At 53.1% G+C, this 20,107-nt stretch carries 19 protein-coding genes; 7 read left to right on the top strand and 12 right to left on the bottom strand.

Annotation, left to right across the window (positions count from 1 at the left end):
* The first annotated feature begins 22 nt into the window (after window positions 1-22).
* Window positions 23-817 carry a formyltransferase family protein gene (locus tag PUV47_RS16940; protein ID WP_274219772.1) on the top strand — a complete coding sequence of 265 codons (795 nt, stop codon included), beginning with the start codon at window positions 23-25 and terminating at the stop codon, window positions 815-817.
* Window positions 818-843: 26 nt separating this feature from the next.
* On the opposite strand, the gene gshA is transcribed toward PUV47_RS16940, so the two are convergent.
* Window positions 844-2,409, bottom strand: a complete 1,566-nt coding sequence (gshA, locus tag PUV47_RS16935) for a glutamate--cysteine ligase (protein ID WP_274219857.1) — start codon at window positions 2,407-2,409, stop codon at window positions 844-846.
* Between the two features lie 70 nt (window positions 2,410-2,479).
* Window positions 2,480-2,938 carry a MarR family winged helix-turn-helix transcriptional regulator gene (locus PUV47_RS16930; protein ID WP_274219771.1) on the bottom strand — a complete coding sequence of 153 codons (459 nt, stop codon included), beginning with the start codon at window positions 2,936-2,938 and terminating at the stop codon, window positions 2,480-2,482.
* An 806-nt stretch (window positions 2,939-3,744) separates the two neighbouring features.
* Here PUV47_RS16930 and PUV47_RS16925 point away from each other — a divergent pair.
* Together PUV47_RS16925 and glp are read left to right on the top strand one after the other, a co-directional pair.
* Window positions 3,745-3,978: a hypothetical protein gene (locus PUV47_RS16925; RefSeq protein WP_274219770.1), complete on the top strand. Its 234-nt coding sequence runs from the start codon at window positions 3,745-3,747 to the stop codon at window positions 3,976-3,978.
* Between the two features lie 147 nt (window positions 3,979-4,125).
* Window positions 4,126-5,406, top strand: a complete 1,281-nt coding sequence (glp, locus tag PUV47_RS16920) for a gephyrin-like molybdotransferase Glp (RefSeq protein WP_274219769.1) — start codon at window positions 4,126-4,128, stop codon at window positions 5,404-5,406.
* Between the two features lie 53 nt (window positions 5,407-5,459).
* On the opposite strand, the gene PUV47_RS16915 is transcribed toward glp, so the two are convergent.
* Together PUV47_RS16915 and PUV47_RS16910 are read right to left on the bottom strand one after the other, a co-directional pair.
* Window positions 5,460-6,119 (bottom strand): DsbA family oxidoreductase, encoded by a 660-nt coding sequence (locus PUV47_RS16915; protein ID WP_274219768.1) that lies wholly within the window; start codon window positions 6,117-6,119, stop codon window positions 5,460-5,462.
* A 43-nt stretch (window positions 6,120-6,162) separates the two neighbouring features.
* Window positions 6,163-6,879 carry a glutathione S-transferase family protein gene (locus tag PUV47_RS16910; RefSeq protein WP_274219767.1) on the bottom strand — a complete coding sequence of 239 codons (717 nt, stop codon included), beginning with the start codon at window positions 6,877-6,879 and terminating at the stop codon, window positions 6,163-6,165.
* A gap of 97 nt (window positions 6,880-6,976) precedes the next feature.
* On the opposite strand from PUV47_RS16910, the gene PUV47_RS16905 reads away from it, so the two are divergent.
* Window positions 6,977-7,360: a winged helix-turn-helix transcriptional regulator gene (locus PUV47_RS16905; protein WP_274219766.1), complete on the top strand. Its 384-nt coding sequence runs from the start codon at window positions 6,977-6,979 to the stop codon at window positions 7,358-7,360.
* A 71-nt stretch (window positions 7,361-7,431) separates the two neighbouring features.
* On the top strand, window positions 7,432-8,277 hold the full coding sequence (locus PUV47_RS16900; protein WP_274219765.1) for a fumarylacetoacetate hydrolase family protein: 846 nt from the start codon (window positions 7,432-7,434) through the stop codon (window positions 8,275-8,277).
* A gap of 98 nt (window positions 8,278-8,375) precedes the next feature.
* On the opposite strand, the gene PUV47_RS16895 is transcribed toward PUV47_RS16900, so the two are convergent.
* The 6 genes from PUV47_RS16895 to PUV47_RS16870 form a co-directional block, all read right to left on the bottom strand.
* Window positions 8,376-9,821 (bottom strand): FGGY-family carbohydrate kinase, encoded by a 1,446-nt coding sequence (locus tag PUV47_RS16895; RefSeq protein ID WP_274219764.1) that lies wholly within the window; start codon window positions 9,819-9,821, stop codon window positions 8,376-8,378.
* A gap of 15 nt (window positions 9,822-9,836) precedes the next feature.
* On the bottom strand, window positions 9,837-10,616 hold the full coding sequence (locus PUV47_RS16890) for an SDR family oxidoreductase (protein WP_274219763.1): 780 nt from the start codon (window positions 10,614-10,616) through the stop codon (window positions 9,837-9,839).
* On the bottom strand, window positions 10,603-11,562 hold the full coding sequence (locus tag PUV47_RS16885) for an electron transfer flavoprotein subunit alpha/FixB family protein (RefSeq protein ID WP_274219762.1): 960 nt from the start codon (window positions 11,560-11,562) through the stop codon (window positions 10,603-10,605). Before PUV47_RS16885 ends, PUV47_RS16890 begins: the two co-directional genes overlap by 14 nt.
* 1 nt (window position 11,563) lies before the next feature.
* A complete protein-coding gene (locus tag PUV47_RS16880; protein WP_274219761.1) occupies window positions 11,564-12,358 on the bottom strand; it encodes an electron transfer flavoprotein subunit beta/FixA family protein in 795 nt (264 codons plus the stop codon).
* Complete coding sequence (locus PUV47_RS16875) at window positions 12,358-13,659, bottom strand: MFS transporter (RefSeq protein ID WP_274219760.1); 1,302 nt, start codon at window positions 13,657-13,659, stop codon at window positions 12,358-12,360. Before PUV47_RS16875 ends, PUV47_RS16880 begins: the two co-directional genes overlap by 1 nt.
* Window positions 13,660-13,748: 89 nt before the next feature.
* Window positions 13,749-15,230: an FAD-binding oxidoreductase gene (locus PUV47_RS16870; RefSeq protein WP_274219759.1), complete on the bottom strand. Its 1,482-nt coding sequence runs from the start codon at window positions 15,228-15,230 to the stop codon at window positions 13,749-13,751.
* Between the two features lie 59 nt (window positions 15,231-15,289).
* On the opposite strand from PUV47_RS16870, the gene PUV47_RS16865 reads away from it, so the two are divergent.
* Both PUV47_RS16865 and PUV47_RS16860 read left to right on the top strand, forming a co-directional pair.
* Window positions 15,290-16,153, top strand: a complete 864-nt coding sequence (locus tag PUV47_RS16865; RefSeq protein WP_274219758.1) for a MurR/RpiR family transcriptional regulator — start codon at window positions 15,290-15,292, stop codon at window positions 16,151-16,153.
* A 52-nt stretch (window positions 16,154-16,205) separates the two neighbouring features.
* Window positions 16,206-17,831 carry a BCCT family transporter gene (locus PUV47_RS16860; protein ID WP_274219757.1) on the top strand — a complete coding sequence of 542 codons (1,626 nt, stop codon included), beginning with the start codon at window positions 16,206-16,208 and terminating at the stop codon, window positions 17,829-17,831.
* Window positions 17,832-17,919: 88 nt separating this feature from the next.
* Here the strand turns inward: PUV47_RS16860 and PUV47_RS16855 are convergent, their stop codons facing one another.
* A complete protein-coding gene (locus PUV47_RS16855) occupies window positions 17,920-18,912 on the bottom strand; it encodes a LacI family DNA-binding transcriptional regulator (protein WP_274219756.1) in 993 nt (330 codons plus the stop codon).
* A 179-nt stretch (window positions 18,913-19,091) separates the two neighbouring features.
* Window positions 19,092-20,090: an ABC transporter permease gene (locus PUV47_RS16850; RefSeq protein WP_274219755.1), complete on the bottom strand. Its 999-nt coding sequence runs from the start codon at window positions 20,088-20,090 to the stop codon at window positions 19,092-19,094.
* Window positions 20,091-20,107: the final 17 nt, after the last annotated feature.

Below are 20,107 nucleotides of genomic sequence, written 5' to 3'. Positions count from 1 at the left end.
CATTCTGGGCAACGGTAATCAAATGAGCAAAAATCCTCTCGGGGCTGGGGAGGGTATCAAGCGCGTGGTCGTGTGTTCAAAGTCCAGCGTCTATACCCATACAGTACTCAAAAAGCTGCAGGTTGAACCGAGCATTCAACTTGTCGGTCTTGTCGCATCAAGTCGTCTGATGAAGAAGGGCGAACGTGGATGGCGAGGGGTCTGGCATCTAGTTCGGCGAACAGGCGTTCTCTACGCTGGATATCTGGGGGTTGTCACGACCCCATGGTTACGGCTGCCTCACGTCCCAAAATGGTTTGGTATGGACCGGTGGGCACAACTACTCGCATGCCCCCTTCATCAAACAGAAGATGTGAACTCAAGAGAGACGCAAGAGTTCTTAGAGCGAGCTAAACCTGACGTGGTTCTTTCTGTTCATTTCAATCAAATTTTCTCGGCTGATGCGCTGGAAAACAAAAACTACGATGTTTTGAATATCCATCCTGGCATACTTCCGGGCAACAGGGGAGTGGACCCCGTGTTCTTCGGCTTGCTGCGCCGAGAGTCAAATTTCGGGGTCACACTTCACCGAATAGAAGAAAAGATCGATGCTGGAGAAGTCATCTCGACTGCCAGCAAAGCTCCTCAACGGCGCGCACTCTTTAGTACAAATCTGGACCTCTTCGAAGAAGGCGGAGAACTCTTCAAAGCACACATAAAGAACGAACCGAGCATAAAGCTCCAGCCAAATGGTGCAGCCGAGCCGTCTGGCAGATATGACAGTTGGCCTTCCTCAAAGATGGTATGGCGGTTTTTATTCTCCGGAAACCGTCTCTAGGAAAGCCCATCCCTTCCAGCTCAGGCTCAATATTTCCCACAACCGGGCGGGCAGAAATAGGCGGCTTGCGCGTTAAGGTATTGATCAAACGGTGCAATATCTTCCGCTGCCAAGCGCTCCCATTCCACTTCTGACTGTTTGGCCTGTGTAGAGAGGTCTGCCTCTCGCACTTCGTCCATCGGGATTACCTTGAAGTGCGAACTTTGCGCCTCGGAGATTGCAGAGATAAAGGCCTGATGAGATCCATATTCGCGCACCTTTTCAAGAACCTGCGCAGATGGCGTCAATTCAGGGTTTTCAATCTTTGCGAGCTGCGCTGCTACAGAAGCGCCAAAAGCCTCGCCGCCATGAACCTCATCAAACAGAACCGCCATGTCCTGAAGACCTTTGAACAGCTCCCTCGCGGCTTCTACCAATGTGGTTTGCTGCTCGTAACCCGGTAGTTGCAACCCCGGCTCTCGTCCTCTTTCGGCAACAACAGCCGTGCGCTGAGCATATGCCTTTCGCTCCTCAGCGTTAATGCTTGGGCTGTCCGCGAAGGCCATAAAGGTCAGGAACAGGTTCAAGAAGTTCGCCTGTTCATCGTCTATGCCTACCGGCAGAAACGGATTAATATCAATCGAGCGCAGCTCCACGTACTCAACGCCTCGTCGACATAGAGCCGTGATCGGCCTCTCATCCCCAAGCGCGTTTCGCTTCGGTCGCACAGAACCGTACAGCTCGTTTTCGAGTTGCAGCTGATGGGTGTTCATCTGCTTGTAGGTATCACCCTCCACAACCCCAATCTGCTCGTAAAGGCTTTCGGAGGTCCCCAGCGCAGCGCGCAGGCCGTCCAAATAGTCTTCCATATTGTTGAAGCGAATATCCAATTTGCCTTGGACCACGCTGGTGTAGCCAATATCGCTCATTCGTAGCGACGTAGCATACGGGCCATACAGAGTATCGTGCCCCATCGCACTCAAGCGCTCAGAGCCTTCGGGTAGGTAGCTGATGTCAACGGCAGGTGAGGCACCAAACAAATAGAGCAATAGCCAACCGTGGCGTTGAAGATTTCGTATCAGTGCCAGATACCCGTCGCTGCGGAAGTCCTGAAGAGATACGCCGACGCCCATTCGCACATGCATGCATTGCCACAACTCTTCAGGTAGCGAAAAGTTGTAGTGAATGCCGGAGATCGTCTGCATCCGCTTGCCGTAGCGATTTGCCAACCCCTTGCGATAGAGGGTCTTGATGCGCGCAGCATTGCATTCGCCATAGCTGGCGATAGGTATTTCGTCATCACTGCTGATTACGGGCGGCATACTCGCATTCCAGAAATACTCACCGGCCTCCAAACGCTGCGCCGTAAATGCATGGAGGTCCTTCAGAAAGCGAATGCCTGCTGACATGTCACTCACTGCAGGCGTGATGAACTCTAACTGAGCCTCTGAAAAATCCGTGGTGATATGCTTGTTTGTAAGAGCTTTCCCGACGTTAGGTGGATGTTCGGTTTGAGCAATGTGGCCATTAGATGCCACTCTCAGAGACTCTTTCTCTATGCCCACGCGGATTTTTTTCAGGTTGTTGCGCACAGTATCACAACATAATCCCATCCACTTATTCTGCGCCAAGGTCGTCATTGCAAAGCTTTCTTCAAGATCTTCAAGCACCAAAAAAGGTGTCTCAGGCCAGTTCCGTTGTTTTTTGCTGCTCAATGGCGTCAACGACCATATGCAGATTTTGACTGAAGTGCCCGGCGAATTCTATAGGGAGCGATTTCATGATCTTTGCCAATCGATCACTTTGATATCTAGAAATCGTATCAACGCTGTCCTGCCCCAGCTGAGTCAATTCCAGGCGCTTGATACGGGCGTCGACCTCATCCGGCGCAACTTTCAGAAAGCCGCGTTGTTCCAGTCTTTTCACAATGCGAGACGCGCCACTCTTGGAGACACCAACAGTATGACAGATGGCTTGGGTGGGACAGGAAGGGGCTTGCTGTATACCGCGCAGCGTCAAAAACTCTACAAAGGACAGCCCGGGGAGTTCCGGAGCTGCGGTACACTGCGTACTAAAATGCCAAGCAAGCGCAAGAAGTTGACTATAGATTTCATCGGAGGTGCCCTCCGTTCTGTATTCCATGCCACATCACCACAGGCTCGTAATCATTAGAATTGATTTCGGGCATTCAGTTGTACATGTCAACCATCTCGATTGAAGCGGCAGTCACAAGTGAGAGATATCTTCTTGAGCAGACCAATTTGTGGTTCCGCGACCACACCTCTAGCCGTTTGCTGGCAAGCCTCAGCATCAGGCCCGCGAAGTGCTCGAAAACAATGCTAACGGGCACTCGGAAGCGTCTAAAACATGTTTTATCAACCCCCATCAGGGCAAGGCCAATTGCATGAGGAAGAATTACGAGGAGAACAATGTGGGTTGCCGTTGGCACCCATGTGGTTGTTGTGCCTGTAGCCAAGCCGTCGGGATCAGCAATGACATCATGTATTCTGCGCCGCCAACCTTTTGTGCTATAATGAGTTTCAATCTCAAGCTTGGCCGGAAAAGCCCATTGGCGTGACCCTGTGTGTAAGATCACCGGCTGGTGCCGATCTGGGAAAACGTTTGTTTTACCCTGACCGCAGATCGCCACCCATCAAATCAGGTGGCTTTGAGGAAACTTCAATTTCCCTCTAAGGAAATGTTAGCGAAGTGCCATGGAAATGACATGGGACGCGATTAGAAAGCGGGTCGTCCTCGCGTTGTTTGAGTAACCGACAAATGCGTTGAACTCAAAAACAGCCAATCACGCAGCGGTATACGTTTGAGTACCAAGTTCTGTTTTGGAAAGAACAGCAGTATATCAGTGCTGTGATGTTTCTCAGAGGTCTGAACGGTAAAGAGCCGCGTAGATGAGAAAACACCAACCGAAAGGTCGATACGGGAGTGACATGAAAACGGTTGTAGAAGGTACAATTAAACACTGGCCGGTTTCTGTAATGGCAGAACAACTGGAAAGTGGTGATGGGGTGAGCATTTACTGTTCACCGGAAGAAACACACGAAGGCCGTGTAACGCCCAAGAAGGTTGTAGACCTATGCCTTCGCAGCGACGGTGAATATTTCTCAATGGCTATGGCTATGAAGCGCCTCCGAGAAAATGGTTTCCGCATTGCCATCGACTGATCAGCTTGATCAGTGAATGACTTGCGTTGTAGCCCTCAAGCGATGCTTGGGGGCTTTTGGTTTTTATAAGCAATGGGCTTGAAATCCGATCGTTTTGCCGGTTCTCTCTGAGCACAATCCACCTCAAGCCCGAGACGTCCAACTCCCATGAGCGAAGCACCTGAGCCTTCAAACCCGCCCTTGGATTTCACGAGAGCGCTGGAACATGCTTTGAACGCAGCCGAGCAAAAACCGCTGCAAACGGACCATTGTCCAATAGAGCAATCGTTAGGCAGGGTCGTCGCGTCCGATCAAAGAGCTAGGAGCGACCTACCAGCTTTTGATAACTCGGCCATGGATGGCTTCGCGCTCCCAGTAGGTGCGGCAAGATCCAAGCCGCCACATCAGCTCAAGGTGATCGGAACCATCGCTGCAGGCGCTCAAGAGGGCGCGGGGCATCCGGTATCTGGCGAGTGTTTGCGCATCTTCACAGGTGCGCCGGTGCCGCCTTGGTGTGAAAGTGTCGTCCCAGTGGAAGCCTGTGACGTTGAGGGCGATACAATCACAATCAAGGAACACGTCTCACCTGGTGCCAACATCCGGTGCAAAGGCGAGTATCTGAAACCCGGCGACATCTTAATTACCAAAGGAACCCCTTTGGAGCCCCGGCATATCGGCCAACTTGTCGCAAACGGCTTTTCAGCGATAGAGGTCTACCAGCCTTTGAGGGTCGCCATTTTTTCGACTGGTGACGAACTTGCTACAGCCAAGCAAGCAACAGCACAAGCACAGATCCATGACAGCAATAGACCCATGCTCATTGCCTATGCCAAGGCGATGGGTGCACAGGTCGTTGATCTGGGGATTCTTGGCGATGATGCGCAAGCAACTACCGCCTTGTTTGAAAAGGCCAAGGACAAGCATGACCTACTGATATCATCCGGTGCGGTGTCAGTTGGCCCACGGGACTTCATCAAGGACGCTGTGATAGCGGCCGGCGGCACAATTGAGAGTTGGCGTGTGGCGATCAAACCCGGAAAACCGATCCTGTTTGCCCGCTTGGGACAGTTGGCCTACACCGGTTTGCCCGGCAATCCTTTGGCAGCCCTTATCGGGTTTGAGTTCTTTGTCCGCCCGCAAATACAAAAAATGAGCGGAGCGGCTTCACCCGGCGACCTTCATCTTCAGGCGGTCTCTGGCTTCGAATGGCAGCGAAGGCCGGGTCGAACGGAGTTCTTCCCAGTACGCGTTCTCGGCATCAACGAAGTCGGCCTACCCGTTCTTGCTCGGCACGCCACACACGGTGCTGCATCACTCCACGAGATCGCGCAGGCAGATGGCATCGGTATGGTTTCTCCCAGTACCACTCAAATAGTGCAGGGCACCACACTCATGTGGCGGCCATTTCCGTCTGCAACCCTCTCGCCATTCCCATGGCTCTCCAAATGAAAAGGCCGGGCTTTTCACCAGTCCGGCCTAATGGGGTTGTTGCGCCAAAAACCTCAGGAAGAAGCCGGCAGCGCCATTACTTTTTGCAGCACTGCCTTGTAATTTTCAGTGCCCTGAGCACCTGTAACGAGGTGCTCAAGATTGAAAACCACCGCTGGCACGCCCCGTATGCCACGGGCTGTCCAAAAGTTCTCCTCCTCGCGCACTTCCTGCGCAAAGCGCCCGTCCTCTAGAACTGCTTGGGCCTCAGCCACGTCCAGATTTACGCTGCCTGCAACCCCTGCCAGAACCTCAGGATCACTGACATCCCATCGGTCTGTGAAAAAAGCTGCAAACAAGGCCATCTTCAACTCATGTTGCTTGCCGAAATCCTGAGCCCAGCGAAGCAGTTGATGGGCGCGAAAGGTGTTATACATGCGCATGTCATCGGCATAGTTGAAGGCGAAACCCAACTCGTTCCCCATTTGGGTCAGTTGGTCACGCGCCTTTTTAGAGCCTTCAGGCGTGGTTCCATACTTTGCGGCAAGGTGCTCTCTCAGGTTTTCGCCTTCTGGTGCCATACCGGGGTTCAGCTCAAACGGGTGCCAATGAAGCTGAGCAGTTGTGCCGGTCTCCAAAAGCGCCCGCTCCAATTGCTTGAAGCCGATTATGCACCAGGGGCACACGACATCAGAAACAATATCGATGCGAACATCCGCTGATTTTTGAGACATCGGAGAGCCTTTCTTTTGAGTTCGAAGCAGCGCCGCCTGCAGTTTACTTTTTCACATCGCTGGCAAAACGCGCAGCATTTTCGGCGGCGAAGGCACCATCGTCCTTTTCACCCCAAAATACCGGCACCGGCTTTGGAACTTGAAGGGCACGTTGAACGGCTGGACGCGCATCAATTCGCTCAAACCACGCCTTCAAGTTGTCTAGTCCATCCACCGAGACATTAGCCCATGGATATGCTCGGGCCCACGTGTAAGTTGTCATGTCTGCAATTGAATAGGCGTTTCCGACCAGCCACTCCCGCCCTTCAAGCCGGGTGTTCAAAACCTCCAGGAGACGGCGGCTCTCATCTACATACCGGCGAATGGAAAACGGTTCTTCATTGCCATTTGGCGCGGCGATGCGTTGAAAATACATGGCTTGCCCCATCATGGGGCCAATGCCTGCCATCTGAAACATAACCCATTGAAGGGTTTCGGATTTTTCCTTCGGGTCGGAAGACAGGAACTTGCCGTACTTCTCCGCCAGATACCAGAGGATTGCGCCGGACTCAAAAACAACGAAACCATCATTGCTGCGATCTACGATTGTCGGAATACGCCCGTTTGGGTTCAGCATGACGTACTCAGGTGCTTTCTGTTCCTTTTTGGAGAAATCAATCGGCGTCAAATCGTAGTCGACACCAGCCTCCTCCAGAAAAAGAATGGGCTTCCAGCCGTTCATGGTCGAAGCTGTATAAACATGAATGTCAGGTTGAGACATGGGTCTACTCCAACAAAGGGTGTCGCATTTGGCCCCAACGTGGTAGATCAGAGTTCAAATAGCAACCAGTATACTTTTGGTAACCTAGGATTTTCTGATGAAGGCCAAGATTGTCCATGATGGGGAAGGGCGGAAGCAGGCCGTGAATGCCTGTGGTGCCCCGTGTCCGATTGAACGGGGTATGCGCATTCTCGGCGGCAAATGGACAGGCTCAATTCTGTGGCACCTCAAAGATGAACCTGTCCGCTTCAACGACCTTGCTCGCATGATCGGCGGGGCCAGCAAGAAAATGATCACCGAACGCCTGCGCCAACTGGAAGATTATGGGCTGATCGAACGCCGGGTGCTGGACACTTCACCGGTGGCCGTTGAATATCAAATCACCCCGTTTGGACAGACAGCATTGACGTTCCTTGATGAATTGCGGCGGTGGTCCGATGAGCTGCCACCCGCCTTAAGTGAACGAATTGCCGCTGAATGACCGCCGCAGGTCTATCTTGCGACCCCTACAGGGCTTGATAGGGTGGACTTTCCAAGAACAAGGGGGAGTTCATGAAGTTTCTGCGGTTTGGAGAAAAAGGCGCCGAGAAACCCGGCATTTTTCACAATGGTGAGATCAAGGATCTTTCTGCGCACGTTTCGGAACTATCGGGCCATAATCTCGACCCTGACAGTCTGGCGCAGGTGGCAAGGCTTGATCTGGATGCGCTCCCAACTGTGCAAGATGCGCCGCGCTTAGGGCCCTGTGTTTCGGGCACAGGAAAGTTCATCTGCATCGGCCTGAACTACTCCGATCACGCTGCCGAAGCTGGCATGCAGGTGCCACCCGAACCCATCATCTTCATGAAGGCGACCTCTGCCATCAGTGGCCCTAACGACCCGATCGAGTTGCCGCGAGGCTCCACAACCACAGACTGGGAGGCAGAACTAGGCGTCGTCATTGGGCGCCATGCAAAGTATGTGAGCGAGGAAGACGCGTTGGATCACGTCGCGGGCTATTGCATTGTGAATGATGTTTCCGAGCGCACCTACCAAACCCAGCGGTCCGGACAGTGGACCAAAGGCAAGTCCGCAGACACGTTCGGCCCGGTTGGTCCGTGGCTGGTCACGCCAGATGAGCTTGGCGATCCTCATGCGCTTTCAATAAGGCTTCAGGTCAACGGCATCATTCGGCAAGAGGGGTCGTCGTCGACAATGGTCTACCGAATTCCGTTCCTCATATCATACCTATCCCAGTTCATGAGCCTGCACCCGGGGGACATCATCGCGACCGGGACGCCTCCCGGCGTTGGCATGGGCATGAAGCCACCTGTTTACCTGCAAGACGGGGATATAGTCCATATCGAGATCGAGGGGCTCGGCACGCAAACCCAGCGTGTGAAGGCAGCTGATGGCTAGCGTGCCTCATCCATGGAAACGGCTGATTTAAAAAGCAATCGCGCGGAGAATACGTTTACTCTCCGCGCTGCATTGTGCGTTTTGGGCGCTATTTCGGACTAGCGTCCCTGAAAGATCTCATGTGATCTTTTCAGCAATGGCTCCATCTGCGATGCAAGATTGCAGTAGACGGTTTCATTGATGCCCTTGTAGAGCGCCACGTTCTCAGGAATAGGCGTAAAGACATCGCGCTTGCGCACCATGTGCTCGACAGCTTGCTCCCGATCAGGATAGATCCCCAATGCCAGCGCCGCACATATCGCTGCACCGACGCTTGCGGATCCATTGACCTCATTGCGGTAGGCAGGCACGCCATAGACGTCTGCAAAGATCTGCATGAACAACTCGCCGTTGGATCCGCCACCGCTGACGATGATCTTCTCGAGTTTGATGCCGCGTTCATCACACATGGCTTGGGTGTTGTTCTTCATGGTCATGGCGATCCCCTCCAAGACAGAGCGGAACATGTGCTCACCTTTGTGGGTACCGTTGAAGCCAATCATCATACCGCGCTCGTGTAGGCGGGTAGGGTGCGAGAGCCAGTGGAGGACCGTGTACAAACCATCACAACCGGGGCTAACCTCTTCAGCAGCCAGCTTGTTGAGATACGCCTCTGGAGACATCCCAGCACCTTCAGCCGCTTCAACAATGTCCTTGCCCAGCAGATCCTTGATCCAGGTAACGGTAGCCATGCCACGGCGAATACCATTGCTTTCATAAAGGAATTCACCTGGTGTAGCCCCTGGGTTGGCGAAGTACGCATTGGTGTCAAAGCGGTTTTCTTCGCCAACCATCATGGATGTGATGTAGGTGCCAAGAGATACCAGCGCCGTGCCATCATTCACCAGACCAGCGCCAAGTCCTTCCACCGCCTTGTCATTTGCCGTGGATGCCACCGGCACACCCTGTGGGATGCCCGTTGCTTCGCTCGCAGCCGCTGTGATTTCGCCAACGATCGTCGCTGGGTCTACCAGATCGAAGAGCATCTCTCTGGGCGTGGTGTAGCTGTCGAACGTTTCCTTGTCGTCATACCACTCCAGCGCAACTGGATCGATAGGCCAAGGCCCAACGTAGTTGGAGCGTGTGTCCTTGGTGGCACCAGTCAAGCGATGGGTCAGATATCCCGTTGTGGTTGTCACCCAGCGAACCGCATCATCTTCATGTTCATAGGGGCGGGAGAGACGCATATCCATCCAGCTTTGAACAGGAGAGACCAGGTTGCCGTCCTCATTCATGAGCGCACGGCAACAACGAATAGACCCCAGTCCGACACCGATGATCTTGGTTCTATCGCCCTTGAATTTTTCAAAAACCTTGTGACACGCGTCTTTCAAGCTATCCCAAAGATCATCATCAGGATGCTCAGCGCGATTGTCACCATACAAGACGATGGGACGCAACTTCACCGTGTGCGAACAGATCTCTGCACCACGCAGATCGAAAATAGCGACCTTGGTGCTTTGTGTACCGCCATCAATGGCGAGAATGTATTGTTCTTCAGTCATTTACAACAAGTCCAGTTAGCGCATCAGATAGCCACCGTCCACGGTCACGGTGGAGCCGTTGACGTAGTTAGATGCAGCACTTGCGAGGAAGATGGTTGCGCCCATCAGGTCGGCAGTCCATCCCCAGCGGTTTGCCGGAATGTGCGAGAGAATTTCCGCATTCCGCTTTTCATCGCTGCGGGTCATCTCGGTCAGCGGGGTCGCGAAGTAGCCCGGCGCTATTGCGTTCACCTGAATGTTGAACTGAGCAAGCTCATCACACATGGATTTGGTCAGACCAACGATCCCGTGTTTGGTAGATGCATAAGCCGGAGACCACTGCCCACCCAAGAAAGAGTAGAGGGAGGCAATGTTTATGATCTTGCCGCTCTTCTGTTTGATCATGAAGGTGCAGCATTCGTGGATCATCTCAAAGGCAGCTGTCAGGTTAACCGCAACCATCTTGTCCCACTGAGCACGACCATACTTGGTGATGTCCTGTTCGTTGATACTGATCCCCGCACAGTTAATCAGAATGTCGATGCTGCCCCACTTGTTGACGCAATGTTCAACAACACGCTTGCACTCGCCTTCCGCAGTAATGTCAGCCTCGACGAACTCATATTCAACACCACAGCCCTCCACCAGCTTGCGGGTCGTCCCATCGTCATCGCAAAGGCTAGGAACCAGGACATTTGCACCAGCGTTGGCAAGCGCCGCACTAAAGGCTTGCCCCAGACCGCCATTACCGCCGGTAACGATCGCATTCTTGCCCTTCAGCGAAAAGAAATCCATATTGAAATCAGTTATTTGCATTGATTTGCTCCTCCCGTATCTTCTCGAGCAGTTTTTCTACAAATATAACCGCATCCCCTTCGACAACGATGTCTGAGAGGCTGCAGATTGGTGCATCCGGGTTGGTGTTGACTGAGATGATGTACTCAACCTCATCCAATGCAACGACGTGCTGGATAGCGCCATGTATCCCAAGTGCCAGATACAGGCGCGGACTGACCGTCTTGCCTGACTGTCCCACTTGAACACTTCTTGAAATTAGTCCTCGGTCGACGATGGCCCGGCTTGCAGCCACCTTGCCGCCAAGCGCTTTTGCCAAGGGCTCAAGCAGTTCAAAACCGCGCGCCACACCGCCACCGCCAGAAACCAGAACATCTGCTTCACGAATATCGTAGGAAAGCTGCTTGCTCTCCCTCTTGATCTGGCGGATGCCACCTAGCCGATAACGCAATCCCTTGGGCTCAATGACTTGCGTTGCCTTGTGGTGCTGCTCGCCAGGGCCACGGAACACTCCGGGGCGAACAGTAAGCATGACCGGGCCATCACCCTGCATCTCAATGGCAGCCATCATCCGGCCACCATAAGCTGGACGCACAAGACGCAGCTTGTCGTTTTGCCGGGAAATCTCGGTTACATCAGCTACGAGACCACAATTGATCTTCATGGCGACACGGGGAGCCAACATCTTGCCAGCTGCCGTGGCTGCCACGACGATGCTGTCAAACTGGTGCTCAGCATGCAGCCCGGCAACCACATCGGCCAAAGCCATCTGATCGTGGGCCTGAAGTGCCTCATCCTCAACACTGATGACCGTGTCGAACTGGCCGACCAGCGAACCGACGTCGCCGTTGATCACAACCGCATAGGTCTCGAACGGCTGCGGCCCATGGATCTGGTCAGCCACTGCCAGCAGTTCCGGCGCGAGCCTTTCGTTGTTCTGCTCTATGAAGATGAGTGCTCGGTTCATGCTAAAGAAATCTTTTTTCTTTCAAAAACTTGAGTACCGTTTCCACGCCATTGTCATCCGCGGCGACCCTTAGCTGGGCACCGCTTTCATATTTTCTGGTGTAGGCCTTGGCCACTTTGGTCAAAGACCCCTTGAGCCCAACTTCGCCCTTGGCAAACCCAAGCTCGTCATTGCTCAAAACCTTTATGCGGTCCGTTACGTCTTTCTTTCGGTCCTTGAAGCGCACGTGTGGCAAACGACACTTGCTCTTTCGGGAAAAACTCAAAATGGCCGGCAGGTTCAGCTCATAGGTCGTAACTGCCTCTTCATCGTCTACTTCCACCACCGCGCTTTCAGAGCCGAAGCTGTCTTCTTCCACCTTGGTGATGCCGGAGATTTGTCCCAAGCCGAGGATCTCTCCAAGTTGCGGAGGCACATGAGAGGTGTCTCCATCAATCGCCTGGCTTCCGGTCAAAATGCAGTCATACTCAGTAGTCGCCAGATAGCGGCCCAGGATACGACTTGTTACCCAGCTGTCGCTGCCGGCATAAGACCGGTCGGAGATGATGGTCCCCTGATCCACCCCCACACGGAGGATGTCTTCAACCAGCGGGACCACGGAGGCGGGGGCCATTGTCAGCACTTCGATGAAGATCTCAGGATTCCGTTTCTTCATCTCAAGGGCGAAACCAATGGCGCACCCGTCGTCCGGATTGATCATCATCCGGCTGCCCTCCCGGATGAGGACGTGCTTTTCGTGATCGTACTCAAAGCGATCCACATCCGGGACAAACTTCACTACACAAACAAGTTTCATCAGCTTTCAGGTACTGGTTTGATTTCAGTATCTACAACCGTTGCCGGCTTATTGATCCGCGCATGGATCAGGGCAAGAATTGCACCAACGACGCCGAGGCCAGCACTGACAATGAAGTACGCGTTGTAGCCGCCAGTGTCGCCGAAAGTGTTCCATAGGAACGTGTTCAGCTGAGGCAGGATGATGTCAGGCAGGTAGCCCACAAAGGAGATCACACCAATGGCTGTACCCATCATGGCTACGCTGATGCCGCATTGACCCAACAAGGACCAATAGGTTCCGCGAATGGCATAGAGGAAGGCGCCAAGAGCGACGATAACCACGTAGAAAAGGGACCCGGAAGTCACCGGCAGAATGGTAAGAACAACCAGCAAGGAGGCCGCACCGAGCATGGCACAGCAGATCACCTGCGCTCTACCAAAACGGTCGGCAAGGAAACCACCCACAAAGCCACCCACAGGACGCATCCAAAGAACGATGGCCGTCACGGTACCAGCTGTTACCGCATCCACGCCCACATTGGTCTGCAAGAAGCCACCGAGATAGTAAACGGTCCAGAAAACGGCATAACCCATGAAGATGATGCTACCCATCAAGAACACGTTGCCGTTCTTGAGAAGCACGCCAATTTTGCTGAGCTGGAACTTTTCAGATTCTGCCCGTTCGCCGCTGTTTTCAGCGTGCGCAAGCAAGTTCTTTTCGCTGTCAACGAAGAAGATGACAAGAACTGCAGTCGCCAGAACGATTGCCGAGTAGAGGTTGATCACCGCCACGAGCGCGGATGTCTTGTCTTCAACGCCGACGCTGGTGCCCAGGATTGATGCGAAGATGGCAAGGCCGATTGTGCCCATGACAGCTTCAACGACGCCACGTCCGCCGTCCATAATGCCGAAGAAACGGCCTTCTTCATTGGCGCGCGCGAGCATCTTGACCATCTTCATGTGTGCACTCCAGAAGGTGAACACAGTGAAGAAGCCCCAAAGCAGGAAGATGATGCGAACTTGAGATTGATCTGGAACTGTACCGAACCAGAAGCCGCAAATAGCTGTGCCAAGTAGAGAAATTGCAAGCAGCCATTTGGCCGAGAAGCGGTCGCTCAACAGACCACTGGGGATGTACCCAACAACAAAGGTCATGCCCAAGACAGAATAGAAATTATTCAAGTCTGGCAGAGACAGGTTGAAAACTTCTAGGATTGTCTCTTGATAGTTGGTGCGCAAATAGACAATAGGAAAAATTGCCCCTGCTGCAATAACAACCAAGAAAAACTGGAAATAGCGTTTAAAATTCTCTGTTTGCATAGGTTCCTCCCACAAATAGAGATCGTTTTTGAAGGGGCCAGCAGGAAATCAAGCTCCCACATGACCTGCTGGCCCTTACTCAGAGGCGATTAGTCCTGCTGATAGATGTACTTGTTCAGCTCCTTCACCGGATAAATGGTGCCGTGGTTCATGATGCCTTTTGGATCAAAGGCTTCCTTGAGCTTCTCAAGCATGTAGTAAGCGCTACCATGCTCATCCTTGGTCCACTCACTGCGGTACTTCCCGATACCGTGGTGGTGACACATGGAACCGCCATGTTTTAGCGTTTCTTCCACGATGATCTTCTGGATAGGATGGTGGTAGGTGATCAACTCGTCTTCTGGCTCGCAGTTGATCTTGTAGTTGTAGACGAAATACATGTTCGTCCCATTCAGATAGCTGTGAGACGAGTGACCACCAAGCATGGTCAGATCGTCTGCACGCTCGAACTCAGCGCGAACCCGAGCTATGACCGCGTCATAGATTTTCGGAATTGTCTCCCAATCCGCAGAAATCTCAGTGGTATAGCCTGCATGAGACGCATTGGTACGCATCTCGGCATACTCATCATCGATGTCTTGCTGTGACCAGTTCAGGTGATTGAACCAATCCTCGATCAGCTTGCTATCGACTTGCTTGATGATGCCTTCTTCGAATTTCTTGACTGCCTCTTCAATGGCTACGCCTGTTGCCTCGACGATACCCTTCGGGCCTTCTGCCATGAACAAGACAATGCACTTGCCTTCGTAGAAATGGTAGAAGTGTTGCGCTGCATCTTCTTCAGAGTAGGCACGTGCAACGGATGGACGGAAACCATTGACCATCACTTCGCGCAGGATCTTGATGCCCGTTTCAATGTCCTTGGTCAGGTAACCATAGAACTTGTTGTTCTCTGGATAGTACTTGAAGATCTTCACCGTGACTTCGGTGATGTAGCACAGTGCGCCTTCGTTACCGATCACGATGTGGCGGATGTCTGGACCGCCAGCGCGACGGGACACATTCTTGACGCGAGAAACAGTGCCGTCCGGGAACACGCATTCCAGACCAACCACCATATCCTCGATACCGCCGTAGAGGGTAGAGAACTGGCCAATGCTTCGTGTCGCCACCAGACCACCAAACTTGGCCACCGGCTTGGATTGCGGTGAATGACCTGTGGTGTATCCCAGCTTGCGCAGCTCGTCTTCGAGAACCTGTAGCGGCACGCCTGCCTGAACAGTAGCCTGACTGTTATAGGTGTCGATCTTGACGATCTGGTCCAACTTTTGGGTATCAATGACCAGCGTGGTGTCTTTCCAGTTTTCCAGACCACCTTCAGTCGCGGTCATGCCCGCGCGCGGAATGACGTTGATGTCGTATTCATTACAGAACTTCAGCAGTTCGCTGACCTGCTCTGCGGTCTTTGGGTAAACGATGGCGACCGGCGCAGGGACATCAAGAACGTTTCTTGCAAAAGCATACTTCTTGTATCGATCTGCGGAGGCCACGTACAGATCATCTTCGTTGGTGTTGATCTGCTCTGGGGCAACCAGTTTCGCCAACTGCTCGACAACGGCTTTCGGATCCAAATCCCTTACTCCCTCTTGAGATGGAAAACTTTCTATCGGCTAAGAAGAAGCCTACCCGCATGAGAGAGATTCATCAAGAAATAATGGAATATTTTCTATTATACAGCATCATTTTCTTCACAAATGGAAATTTTTCCATTTGGAATGCAGAAAATTTTCCATTACACTGGGCAATTATCGGACTTATCCACCCTAGACACCAAGAAACGGGGCGCTTCTTGATAAATATCGATTTTGACGCATTGAACCCGTTGGAGCAACGAATCCATGCCGTCCTGAAAGAACACAGTGAAACTACGTCAACCATTCGTATTACGGAAGCGGCGGAGCTCTGTGATTGCTCTGTTTCCAAGATATCGAAATTTGCCAAAAAGCTCGGCTTTGCCAATTACAAACAGTATTTGGATTTCCTCTATGAGCGTGAAACTGTCGAAAGCAGCAAGCCATCAGAGATTCTGCGATTGCAGCACTTCCTGCAGAACTTCGATCAGCGAAAGGTAGAAGAGGTGGGCGAGATGATTGCCGCCAGCAAGAAGCTGGTGCTGCTCGGCTACGGACCATCTCTGCTATGTGCGCAGTATTTCGAATACAAGCTGAAGACATGTACAAATAAAGTCTGCATCGCAGCTCCGGATGACCTGACCGCGACCACCATGACCGATGAAGATACGTTACTTCTCATCTTCACCGTAACGGGCACCTTCAAGTCCTTTGAAGGCACTTACAAGGAAGCAAAACGCAAGGGCGGCAAGGTGGCCATCATCGTGGAGGAATACAATCCAACCGTGGTGACCCATTGCGACAAGGTCTTCTGTTTGACGCAGGAAGCTCAGTCCAGCGACCTGAAGCCCTATGAAAAAACAAGAACACTGTTCTTCATCTTTATGGAGGAGGTCATTCGGCACCTGATGAAAAAAGCCTAGGCGGATTATTTCGCCAAAAACTACATAAGCTTCGCGCATCATGGGAGGAAAAATGAGCAATCGAAGCATAAGGCCTTTGGTGTTCTGGCCGCCGTTCTTGCTGCTATTTGCAGCAGTCGCCGCCAGTTACATAACACCCGATCAATTTTTGAGTTTCACGACCTCGATCAACAGCTGGATCCTTGATCGCTTCTCTTGGCTGTTCAGCCTTGGCACCCTCTTGATGGTCGTTACCTGCGTCTGGGTCTATGTTTCACCGTTGGGAGCGGTGAAGATTGGCGGCAAGGACGCAACCCCCATCCTCAGTCGTTGGCGCTGGTTCTCAATCGCGCTGTGCACGACAGTTGCAATCGGGATTCTGTTCTGGGGCACGGCAGAGCCGATGTATCACCTCCATGGTCCACCTGCTTCTTTGGGCTTGGAGGCAGGTTCTCCTGAAGCAGCAACTTTCGCGATGTCGACCATGTTCTTGCATTGGTCGTTTACCCCCTATGCCATTTATACAATTCCATCGCTCATGTTCGCTCTGGCGTACTATAATCTGAAACTGCCTTATTCTCTTGGCTCTGCTCTTGCGCCGATCCTGGGCAGAAAACTGCAAGGCCCAATGGGCCAAGTACTTGATGCCGTCGCTCTTTATGCGCTGGTTGCGGGTATGGCTGCGTCTCTAGGAACCGGCATTCTGACGCTCGCAGGCGGCCTCGACAATCTGATAGGTACAGGCACGACACCCGTCGTCCTCGGTGCTTTGACCACGCTCATTGTAGTCAGCTTCATCATTTCCGCCGCCAGCGGGCTTAAAAGAGGGATCGCGATCTTATCCAGCCTGAACACGCGCTTTTTCTTTGTATTCTGCGCCTTCGTGTTCATTTTCGGCCCCACCAACTGGATTCTTTCCATGGGCGTTGAAGGGTTTGGTGACTACATCGGCACCTTTTTCCAGAAAAGTACCTTCACTGGCATCGCCGCCAGCGACCCCTGGCCACAATGGTGGACCATATTCTATTGGGCAAACTGGCTTGCCTGGGCCCCAATCGCCGCGCTGTTTCTCGGCAAAATCTCCCGAGGTTACACGGTACGCCAGTTCATTTTGACAAACCTTGTGTTCCCTTCGCTTTTCGCCTGCGTCTGGATGTCCATCTTCAGCGGTTCTGCGCTGTTTTTCGACATGCATGGGAATGGCTTGTTGCACAACGCCCTGACGAACACCGGCGCGGAATCCGTTGTCTACACAATGCTTGAGCAGCTCCCGCTTCCCGGCATCACAGCTGTGATTTTTGTGTTTGTGTCCTTCCTGTCCTATGTGACCGCGGCAGACTCGAATACTGAAGCCATGGCAAACCTCTGCGCTGAAACGCCAAGCGAAAGCCCGGAGCATGCAGACACGCCAGGCTCCTCAACGCTGGTGTTGAAGGTTGTCTGGGGAGCAACGATCGGCATCATCGCTTGGTTCATGACAAGCTATGCCGGGGTCGATGGGATCAAGATGATGTCAAATCTTGGTGGATTGCCCGCCTTGTTCATCGTGCTGGGGTGCAACGCATCGCTCATTTATGTGATGACATCAAAGAAGTTCGAGCTGCAGCCCGACGCGCAGCCCGCACCTGGTGCCCGCCTCTCAGAGGACCTACTGGATGAACTCATAGGGGAGGGAGGCAAAAAGCCCGCCTCAACCTGATGTGCAAAAGAGGGCGTCAGACCTGCAAATCGCATTCTGGCGCCCCCTGACATGAATGTGCTTCCAGCAGGCTGGAGCTTGCGGCCCGCTATAGCGGTTCAATCGCTTTGGTTGACTCTCGCTGGATCACAGAACAAGCAACGGGCTCAGGGTTCCCAACGCCGTCGCGATCAAAAATGAGACCTACTGCGGACGCCGCCAGTGCGTCGATTGGCTGCCTGACGGTTGTAAGGCTTGGGATAACCAAGGCCGCCAGCGTAATATCATCAAAACCAGCTACAGAGAGATCATCGGGCACGTTGAGTTTAAGATCGCGCGCGCACCGCAAAATACCGATCGCCTGTTGATCGCTGGCGGCTGCGATCGCCGTCGGACGCGCCGCTTGAGGCTTTCCCGCCAGAACACAGCGCCCCATTTCCTCTCCAGAGTCAAAACTGAACTGGCCTTCATGAACACTCAAATCGATGGGGTCTTCAGGGCGGCTCAGCTCTGCAATCATCGAGAGGAAACCGTCTTTTCGGTCTCGCGCCACTTTGGTGGAAAGGGGACCAGCGATATAGGCAATGCGGCGGTGACCAAGCTTTACAAGCAGCTCTGCAATCTGTCTTGAACCGCCATAGTGATCTGCCGTGACCAACGGATAGGTGCCAAGCATACGGTCCAGCGCGACAATGGGCACATCAGCTGAGTAGTTTCGGCAGGCATCAGAGGTTGCCACCAGAATAACCCCTCTCACGGCGCGGTTTAGGAGCGCCGTAATCTGAGTTTTCTCATCCTCTGGAGAACCGTGAGAGTTCGCAAGCATCACGGAATGATTTCGTTTTGCTGCTTCCATCTCGACGAACTTGGCAAGCTGGGCGAAGAACGGATTGGTGATGTCCGGAACCACGAGCCCAATCACGTCAATGCTGTTGGTACGCAGCGCGCGCGCGGCAAGGTTCGGCTTGTATTGCAGCGATTTCATCGCCTCAAGTACGCGCATTTTCAATGGATGCTTGACCGTTTCATTCTTTGCCAGAACGCGAGAAACGGTCCCGACTGAGACGCCGGCCTTTTGCGCTACGTCTTTTATGGTCGGCATCGAAGCACCTCATTTCCATTGCCGCGTCGACCCATCAGCTGCGTTCAAGTTGCCAACGCTTCCCTTGGTGCTACGACAGCAGCTGACAGGCTGAACAAGAGGCCATGCGGGAAGCTTTCTTGGCAGATCTTTTCGGGCACCGGATGAACTTCCCGGTGCCCCAAAAGATAAGGGGCGCATCAACTCGCCGTGTACTTTGCGCGGTAGTAGTCAAGCACAACGGCAATTATGATCACAACGCCGGTAATCATTTGGCGCATGAAGTCGCTGAGGCCGATCAAGATTAGGCCGTTGGCGAGCACCCCGATGATGAACGCACCGAGAAGAGTACCGATGACGGATCCACGCCCGCCGCTAAGGCTGGTACCGCCGATGATCACCGCCGCGATGGCGTTCAGCTCGAAACCAATCCCGGCAATTGGGCTGGAAATGTTCAGTCGCGCCATATAGACCACCGCAGCAATTCCGGCTGTCAAACCGCATATTGTAAACGCGGCCACCTTGTACCAATAGACAGAATGCCCGGCGAGGCGCACGGCCTCTTCATTGTTGCCGATCCCATAAAGCAGGCGGCCGAACACCGTGAAGTTCAGGATAAACCAGGCGATCAACACCAACACCACCGCCACCATGAACACAACGGGCACGCCATAGATCATGGCTGAACCGAAATCTTCAAAGGCGAGAGGGAAGGAATAAATCGTCTGCGCGTCGGAAACATGCAGCGCCGCACCACGAGCGATATTCAGCATACCCAGCGTGATGATGAATGACGGCAGCGACCAGTAGGCGCTGATGACCCCGTTGAACATCCCGCAGAGCACACCAATCAACGTAGCAGCAACAATGGCCAGGGCAATTGCCTCGACAGGCCCAAAGCCGGGCAGGGTGATTGCTTTGCCCGCCACAACGGCAGCAAACGCCATGACCGAGCCTACCGAGAGGTCGATGCCGCCGATGAGAATGACGAAGGTCATCCCCACGGCCAAGATCAGGTTGATCGTGATCTGCGTCAGAATGTTTGTAATGTTGTTTGGCGTCAGAAAGTGCTCTGTAAACACCGCGAAGAAAAGGATGAGCGCCAAGAGCGCAAGCCCAATCCCGGCATTGTTCAAGACGGATCGTAAGGTTACGCGTCTAGGCTCCTGAGCAACATCGCCGCTTGTTTGAGTAGTCATGGTTTTTCTCCTCCTGG

Origin of the sequence: Pseudovibrio exalbescens (assembly GCF_028737195.1) — a bacterium.
Classification (GTDB): Bacteria; Pseudomonadota; Alphaproteobacteria; order Rhizobiales; family Stappiaceae; genus Pseudovibrio; species Pseudovibrio zosterae.
This window is presented reverse-complemented; position numbering and strand designations above follow the sequence as displayed.